Raw genomic sequence first — 4,900 nt, 5'->3', positions numbered from 1 at the left:
ACCCCAACCGGGCCCGTACACGCTTCACTTCGTGTGCATCCACACATCCAACATGCCCAGGAACAGTCCGAACCAGAAGACCTAACGGAGTCCTATTAGGCGGGTTGGCGGCGCTCTGCCTGGGGAGGGAGGAGAGTTCCGTCTGTGGAGCGATCGCCCGCGGTCCGCGAGCTGCGATCTTCGACGCCGAACGGGCCGCCGGGCCCGCCGGATCGAGGGCGTACACATGTCCCGCAACGCCATGGGCGCGTCGATGGGTGGAAGGCTCCGAACCGCGTGGAAGTCCGCGCACGAGCCGGTGCCCGGGTCTCGGCGTGGACGCGGCGGCTCGCGTACGCCGTGCCGCTGGGCGTGCTGCCGTCCGGCATCCGGCGGTTGCCGGCGGTGTTCGACAGCGGGTTGAGCGTGGGTGAGCGGTTGTACGTCCCGATGCTCTCGGTGGTGTCCGAACTGCTGGCGTTCACGGCGATCGGGTTGGTCGCGCGGTGGGGTGAGGTGTTCCCGGGTTGGCTGCCCGGGCTGCGTGGCCGCCGGGTGCCGGTGAGGCTCGTGGTCGTACCCGCGGCTGTGGAGGCCACGGTGCTGACCGTGCTGTTCGCGCTGTTGACTCCCCGCACGACGGTCGTGGGGAAGACCATCCGCGGTGACGAACTCCCGCCTGACGTGCCCGGGGCAGGGCACCAGGCTCGCGAGCTTGTGGTTCTACTCCCGCTATGAGTTCGTAACACGATCTTGTTGAGGTGCCCTGGTCGGGCGTGACCGATGTGACGATTCGCCCGTTCGGGAGGGTGTGAGTACTCGGCCGTGGATCGTGGATGACGACTTGTGGACGCTGATCGAGCCGCTGATGCCGCCCTGGCCGGAGCGATCGCCGGGGCCTCGGCCGGTGGCAGACCGGCTGTGTCTGCAGGGCATCCTGTACGTGCTCTACAACGACATTGCCTGGCAACTGCTGCCCCTGGAGCTGGGGTTCGGTTCCGGACAGACCTGCTGGCGGCGTCTGGAGCGGTGGCAGCAGGCCGGGGTCTTCGACCGGCTGCACCGCATTCTGCTCGCCGAGCTGAATGCGGCCGGCGAACTCGACTGGTCGAGGGCGTGTGTGGACTGCTCCCACATCCGTGCGAAAAAGGGGGAGCCGACACCGGTCCGTCACCGGTCGACCGCCGGAAGACAGGCAGCAAGCATCACTTGATCTGCGACGGACGCGGCACCCCGCTCAAGGTCATCACCACCGCGGCGAACGTCAACGACGTCACTCAGACCCTCGCCCTGCTCGACGGCGTCCCGGGCGGTGACCGGGCGTCCCGGCCGACCACGACGCCGCCCCGGTTCGCTGCTCGGGGACAAGGGCTACGACTCCAACCCTCACCGCGAGGAGCTGCGCAAGCGCCGGATCCTGCCGGTGATCTCCCGCAAGGGCGCCCCGAACATCAAGGGCCTGGGCAAGCTCCGTTACGTCGTGGAGCAGACCTTCGCCGTGCTCCACCAGTTCAAAGGCCTCGCCGTCCGCTGGGAACGCCGAACCGAACTCCACGACGCCTTCGTCTCATTGGCCTGCGGCCTCATCTGCTGGAGGCGACTGAAGGAGCACCGATCATGACCGTGTCACGAGCTTTTGGCTACAACTCACACCACTCACCCAGAGGGCCGGCCGCCCACGTCTGGGTGAAGTCGTGCACCAGGTCCCACGCCCGATCGATATCCAGGACAAAGTCGCCCGTGAACGCGGCGAGGTCGTCCATGATCGGGACTTCCACGACGGCACCCGAGGGCACGGTGTCGTCTCCTACGAGCAGAGACGAAGGCGGAAGGAGTGGGCCGACTGGGCCGCTCCGAGGACGTGGTCGAGAAGCTCCCGGGCTCGTAGAACGATGACCCGCCCCTCTCGGACCTTCAGGAGTCATCAGCGGGTTTTCCCCCATTTTTCAGGCGCAGGCGGTGGTGTTCGGGGATCCTGTTGAGGTACCTCTGAAAACCACTGTAAGGAGACCCCCAGTGCGCCGCCCGACCCGGAAAGCCTTCGCCGCCCTCATCGCCGCAGCCGGCCTCGCCCTCCCCCTCCTCACCCCCACACCCGCCTCGGCTGCCACCGCCACCAGCCGCTTCGCGAACTACCGCTACGGTGACTGCCTGCGCGAGACCTCCGAAACCGGCCTCAAGGGCGACCGCTGCACCACCGGACGCGGCAGCCTCCTGTGGCAGTGGAACGGCCGCCTCAACACCAGCACCACTCTTAAGAACAACTTCTGGGGCCGCTGCCTCGACAGCAATGACCGGGGCGACGTCTACCCCCTGCGCTGTAACGGCGGCTCATACCAGAAGTGGCGCACCGTCCAGCCCGCCGCCCGCAGCGCCATCATGCTCCAAAGCGTCGGCACGGGCCGCTGCCTCTACCAGCAGGACAACGGCTACTACCGCACTGCCCGCTGCGACCGAGGCGCCCAGAACCAGCGCTTCACCATCGGCTGAACGGATCTCCCGACCGCTTCAAGATGCCGCCGGGCGAGCAGCTCTTCTGTTACGCGAGGCCGGAAGGCGGTCCGTTGGCCGCGGTGGTGATGACCTTGAACGGGGTGCCCTTCCCGTCGCGGATCAGATGGTGTTTACTGCCCGTCTTCCCGCGGTCGACCGGTGACGGGCCGGTCGCCTCGCCCCCTTTCTTTCGCGCGGATGTGGGAGGCATCCACGCAGGCCCGGGTCCAGTCCAGGGCGTCGGCCGCGTGCAACTCGGCGAGCCGGATGCCGTGCAGCGTCTCGAAGACGCCGGCCTCATGCCACCGACCTAGCCGACGCCAGCACGTCTGTCCGGAGCCGAACCCCAGCTCCAGCGGCAGCAGTTGCCAACTGACGTCGTTGTAGAGCACGTACAGGATGCCCTGCAGGCACCGCCGGTCATCCACCGGCCTCGGGTCGGGAGCCTTCCGCGGCCACGGCGGCAGCAAAGGCTCGATCAGCTCCCACAGTTCATCCTCCGCGATCCACGGCCGATTCCCCACACCTCACGAACGGCGGAATCGTCGTACCGGTCACGCTCGACCAGCACCCATCCACAAGATCGTGTTACGAGTTCTATGTGTCGCTGGTGCTGTGGGGGCCGCTGCTGGCGGTGCTGGCAGCGGCGTACTGGTGGCGCCGGCGCGGGAGTGGCGTGTCGGCGGTTGCCCGCTGACGTCAGGTGTGGACGATGACCTCCTCGTGGGGGCCGGTCACCGCGGTGTACTGGTGTCGACGCCTACGCCGCCTTAGGGCCGGTGACGTGCGCGGGTTCATCGGGTGGTGGTGATGGCTGCTGCTGTGGCGATGAGGGCGGTCATGACGCTGACGTGGTGAGGACGGTTTGTGCGGGGGCTGCGAGGGAGGGGCGGAAGTGGACGAGGAGGAAGGCGCCGGCTGCCACCAGGCCCGTGACGAGGCCGGTTACGAGGGCCAGGACGAGTGCGGAAAGGGACATCAGGGGGTTCCTCGGTTCTCGTGCGCGGTCAGCGCGTGGCGAACAGGGCTTCCGGTTCCGCCCATTCGGTGACGGGCGTACTGGACAGCACGCCGCACCCTGAGGGAGACCGGGGTAGCTGCGCAACCGGTGAGAGCTGCGGCGCGGCCGGCTCTTACATGCCTTCAGGCTCAAAGTATGAGCGTTCACCTTTCAGTGCCCGGCGGACGTCATTCCGGCAAAGCGTCTTCGGCTTGTCGTGCGGTATGCGTCACATCAAGGGCGTGCCAGGGACGCACTGTGATTGTCCCGGGCCTCTGGGTCCGGCCTCGGCTCTGTGGATCCCCCGTCAGGGCCCTTCCCCCGCCGTCCAATGGCCAGCCTCTTCGAGCGGTGTTCTTACTTCGCCCGTCGGGCGGCGTCCGATGTCCGGCCGCACTAATGTGGTTGGCGATTTCCGGTGGCTTGCCTGGAGACCGGTTGCATGGGGATATGGACCGATGCCTTCACCGCGCCCGCCGAGCCGACCCTGCTGTCCCGGAAGGATTTCGGTCAGCTCGTGGTCGACCTGGCGCGTGAGCGGGTGGCCTGCACGCCCTGGGTGCTGCTGGCGGGGGAGCTGTGTGTCAATGCGAGTTTGAACTGGGGGAGCGTCAGCGGGCAGGCACGCTGGGACGACCCTGAGATCGGCAGTGTCCTGCATTCCGAGGAGTACCCCGAAGGCTTGCGGGACGACGATCCGCCGCCGTGGGGCGACTCATACGAGCGGGCACGCCTGCTGGCTCGTGGTGATGCCATTCTCGACGTGGTGCCAGCCCTGCAGCGGGCGCCGTACGGGGAGCAGGACGTGGCGGTCGTCTTCCGGCATCTGGACTTCTCCAACCGGGCGATCGCCGACTACTTCCGGTTCGAGGACGAACGCACGATGCTCGTCGCCTTCTCGCTGGCCCTTCCGCAAGACCGGCCCCTGTCCACGAACGACGGCTGGAAGCCTCATGGACCGGTGCACCCTGTGCGCACATGCCTGGTGCACACCTTCAAACACGCGAGTGAGGACGGCCCGCTTCCGGCCCTCGCGTCCATCGCCACCCGGCATTTCGGCCCCCACCTCGTCGCCGGCGAGACCTGGGGCTGAGCAGTGCTGGGAACCGCGCTCACCGTGCACAGCTGCCCGTGTTGTCAGTGCTGGATGGTGGCTGGCGCAGCGCCCTGCGAGGCGCAGAAGCCTGCCATGCTTCGGCTCGGGCGCGAGGGCCCCGCGGCTGCGCCATGGCCACGCTCCGCGCCTACCGCACCAGGCCGACGGCCGCCGGTCCCGCGCCTGACGTCTCGGGTCCCGTCTCGGGCCTGGTCCCGGCCCCGTGCGAAGCCCCCGTCAGTGGGCGTTCAGGTATGCCTCATGCCGGTATGAGAGTTCTGTCGCTGTGCCAGTTTGAGGCCTTTCGACGTATCGATGCGACTCATCACTTC

6 protein-coding genes and 1 pseudogene are annotated in these 4,900 nt (G+C 67.7%); 4 read left to right on the top strand and 3 right to left on the bottom strand.

The features are described from left to right. The first annotated feature begins 276 nt into the window (after positions 1 to 276). Positions 277 to 717: a hypothetical protein gene (locus ACZ7GZ_RS42230; RefSeq protein ID WP_471033064.1), complete on the top strand. Its 441-nt coding sequence runs from the start codon at positions 277 to 279 to the stop codon at positions 715 to 717. A 91-nt stretch (positions 718 to 808) separates the two neighbouring features. Further along, positions 809 to 1,600 (top strand): annotated as a pseudogene (locus tag ACZ7GZ_RS42225) (IS5 family transposase). A gap of 19 nt (positions 1,601 to 1,619) precedes the next feature. Here the strand turns inward: ACZ7GZ_RS42225 and ACZ7GZ_RS42220 are convergent. Beyond that, positions 1,620 to 1,775 (bottom strand): hypothetical protein, encoded by a 156-nt coding sequence (locus ACZ7GZ_RS42220; protein WP_471033063.1) that lies wholly within the window; start codon positions 1,773 to 1,775, stop codon positions 1,620 to 1,622. Between the two features lie 220 nt (positions 1,776 to 1,995). Here ACZ7GZ_RS42220 and ACZ7GZ_RS42215 point away from each other — a divergent pair, with 220 nt between their 5' ends. After that, positions 1,996 to 2,469, top strand: a complete 474-nt coding sequence (locus ACZ7GZ_RS42215) for an RICIN domain-containing protein (protein ID WP_352379130.1) — start codon at positions 1,996 to 1,998, stop codon at positions 2,467 to 2,469. A 134-nt stretch (positions 2,470 to 2,603) separates the two neighbouring features. On the opposite strand, the gene ACZ7GZ_RS42210 is transcribed toward ACZ7GZ_RS42215, so the two are convergent. Together ACZ7GZ_RS42210 and ACZ7GZ_RS42205 are read right to left on the bottom strand one after the other, a co-directional pair. Further along, on the bottom strand, positions 2,604 to 2,996 hold the full coding sequence (locus ACZ7GZ_RS42210; protein ID WP_471033061.1) for a transposase: 393 nt from the start codon (positions 2,994 to 2,996) through the stop codon (positions 2,604 to 2,606). A gap of 314 nt (positions 2,997 to 3,310) precedes the next feature. Next, a complete protein-coding gene (locus ACZ7GZ_RS42205; protein ID WP_471033058.1) occupies positions 3,311 to 3,451 on the bottom strand; it encodes a hypothetical protein in 141 nt (46 codons plus the stop codon). Between the two features lie 463 nt (positions 3,452 to 3,914). Between ACZ7GZ_RS42205 and ACZ7GZ_RS42200 the strand changes: the two genes are divergently transcribed. After that, on the top strand, positions 3,915 to 4,565 hold the full coding sequence (locus tag ACZ7GZ_RS42200; protein WP_471033056.1) for a hypothetical protein: 651 nt from the start codon (positions 3,915 to 3,917) through the stop codon (positions 4,563 to 4,565). The last annotated feature ends 335 nt before the right edge of the window (positions 4,566 to 4,900 follow it).

The organism is Streptomyces sp. NPDC037288, from assembly GCF_055603265.1.
Note: the sequence above shows the minus strand (reverse complement) of the source record. Positions and strands in the feature narration are given on the sequence as shown.